This is a genomic window from Thermogutta sp. (assembly GCF_014359955.1).
GTDB lineage: Bacteria > Planctomycetota > Planctomycetia > Pirellulales > Thermoguttaceae > Thermogutta.
Genome location: NZ_JACIYL010000572.1, coordinates 1 through 2931 on the forward strand (window position 1 = coordinate 1; position 2931 = coordinate 2931).

Genomic DNA, 2931 nt, shown 5'->3' on the forward strand with positions numbered 1-2931 from the left:
GAGGCGGGTTACCAAACGATCACGGTAGGAAAATTGGGCATCCGTGATCAACGATTCTCCAGACAGAACCGTGGCGACGGTCCGCGCCTCTACGAAATGGACCTTGGATATCGCAAAGAGTTTTTCGCCGGCGGTCTCGTGGACTGGTATCAGTCGGCGAAATGGGTAAAAGGCAAGCCGGGCCCACGAACAGAAATATTCTTGTTTCCTGATGGATCTCAGCTCGTGTGGCCAGAATCGCCAGATGCCACACCCAATGACGCGGACGCTCTTCGACAGCGATTGGACATTTTTCGCTATTATCCGCCACCGGGGCAGAAATCCAACCGGCCAGCGTCGCTGGGAGAAGTTTTGGGAGGTGTCAATCCCCAGCCGCCGGACCGTACCAGAGATGCCTCTTTCGTGCGGGCTCTTCTCGAATATCTAGACCACGCAGGACGATCCTATACCGACCTGCTGGGGCGATCGCAGCAAGGCCCCGACCCAGAGCGACCGGTGTTTATCCACGTCGGCTTCGAATTTCCCCACACTCCGGTGCTTCCCCCGGCCAGTTTCCGCGAACGGTTCGCCGATAAACACTATGAAATTCCCGTATTCACCAGGGAGGAGTTCGCAGGGTTTCCACCCCAAATCGTGAAATTTTTCAACAACTGGGGAAGCGATCATTTCACCGCCGCGGAGAAACAGCAAATGGTCCGCGACTATTACGCCTACTGCGCGTATGGCGATTCGCTGATCGGTCGGCTGGTGGATGGATTCCTCCATTTCGCGGAGAAAACAAAGCGACCCTGGCTCATTCTTTATGTGTGTGGGGACAACGGCTGGAAACTTAACGACCATGGAATGATCAGCAAGTTCTGCCACTACGACGAAGATCTCAATAACCCCATCATCGTCGCATCATCCGATCAAAAACGCTTTCCACCGGGAAAGGTGGTGACAGACCTTGTCGGGTTTGTGGACATCGCCCCGACATTTCTAGCCGCTGCGGGGATCGATATCAGTGATCCGCGCTACCAGTATCTGGATGGGCGGGACCTTGCCCAGGTCGCAGCAGGAATAGTGCGGCCGCGCGATTACATCATTGCGGAGCCTACTTGGGTCATTGGCCCCCGCGCCGTCATCCGCACTCGCGAATTCACTTTCGCCATGAGGATACGACCTCGACTTTCCAACGAAGTGACCCCGCAGACGGTTGGAAAAGATATTCGCTGGGCGGTCGATGCGCCGCTTGAGGCCGTCGAACCGGTCCTTTTCGACTTGCGAGTCGACCCCAGGCAGAGAAAGAATCTGGCTTTTGAACCCGCTTATCGGCCGGTGGTCGATACTTTGCGGAAAAAGCTTCAGGACATCGTTCTCGGCGATCGACGCGTGGAGGTGGCCTGGGGAGCCGCGCCACCCAAACCTGTGGCTGTTAGTACATTTGCGCCGGGTGCGGATGATGGGATTCTCGTGCTGGAGCATGTTCCTCCCGTCTCCGGTGCAGAAGCTCGCTGAGCGAATTTGGGCTCCAAACGGGCTTTCCAGGGAGAATCCAAAAACGTTCCCAATTTCCGTTCGTGAGGAGTTTGTCGAATGTGCCAAACCCCGCTGAAACCCACGACTGCTGCCCGCGCGATGAAAAAGGTCCTTTCAACTCTGGCGATATCGTGCCTGATGGCGACGCCGATTGATGTGGCGACAGGAGCCGAAACAGGGGCCTTTCCTTACATCTTTCCAGAGAAGAAGCCCAACCGTCCTCTCAGCGAGGCGATGAATCGGCTCTACAGCAACTACCCGGCCCCAACTCCGGAGGCCAATGAACTCTATTCCAGCTTTCGGTTTTCGCCCCTGGAGGGTTTCGACTATCACGACGGCGACGGAACCATCTCCCGACGGGATCCCTCGAAAATCATTCGTGCCAATGGGAAGTACTATGTCTGGTACACCCGTCGGCATACACCGACGCCACCCCGCGGTCCGGACATGGCCAGCGAAACCATTCCCTCCTATGATTGGGATCTGGCGGAAATCTGGTATGCCACGAGCGAAGATGGATTCGTGTGGCATGAGCAAGGAGTCGCCGTCCCCCGTGCTTCTAAACCGGTTCCCGGCTGGCGGTCGGTGAGCACGCCTGACATCCTCGTCTGGAAGGGGAAGTACTACCTCTATTATCAGGCCTACGTTCAGATGCCGGGACTGCGAGGAGATGACTGTGCGGTTTCCGCTGCCGTAGCCGATTCGCCCGACGGTCCGTGGCGTCCTACCGAGCGAATCATTGTCCCGAATGGAGCCCCCGGGGAATGGGACCAGTATTCGATTCACGACCCCTATCCCCTTGTTTACCGGGGCAAAATCTATCTTTATTACAAAGCGTCTTTTAACGATAAAAGCCCCCGCGTCATTGCTCAGGGACTGGCGATTGCGGACGATCCACTTGGGCCGTTCGTCAAGCATCCCCTTAACCCTGTTCTCAACTCGGGGCACGAGACGACACTGTTTCCGTTTCGAGAGGGAATCGCAGCCCTCGTGATCCGCAATGGGCTTGAGCACAATACCATTCAATTCGCCCCAGATGGAGTCAATTTCCACATTGTCGCCGTGTCCAGTTTTATGCCGGTCGCGGCAGGGCCGTATGTTCCCGACGCTTTCATGAACACCCGGGATGGACGCGGGATCACCTGGGGGCTGTGTCATATTACCGGGATTGGCGGTCGAGAAAAGAACCATTCGATTCTTGCCCGCTTCGATTGCGATCTGAGCCAGGACGTGCATAACCGCTGGATGAAAGAAACCGACATGTTTTGGGGACCAGAGGTGTACTTTTCGCGGACGCTCAATCCGGCTGCTAGAGCCGAGCGGGCACGTGCCTGCCGTGAAGAACTCAAGCAACCCGAATAGGGCAAGCCCCCCGCTATAACAGTCCCCGCATGCCCGCGACGAGTGATTGCG

General features: G+C 56.7%; 2 protein-coding genes. Both read left to right on the forward strand.

Translation table 11 applies throughout. The features are described from left to right. Positions 1-1497: sulfatase-like hydrolase/transferase (locus H5U08_RS14525; protein WP_297034564.1), on the forward strand; the 1497-nt coding region annotated here is incomplete at its 5' end. Between the two features lie 78 nt (positions 1498-1575). After that, positions 1576-2880, forward strand: coding sequence for a glycoside hydrolase (locus H5U08_RS14530; protein WP_366494645.1), 1305 nt, complete (start codon positions 1576-1578; stop codon positions 2878-2880). The last annotated feature ends 51 nt before the right edge of the window (positions 2881-2931 follow it).

Coding starts and splice junctions, on each gene's coding strand:
- H5U08_RS14530 (WP_366494645.1), top strand. CDS start 1,576: ATGTGCCAAACCCCGCTGAAACCCACGACTGCTGCCCGCGCGATGAAA.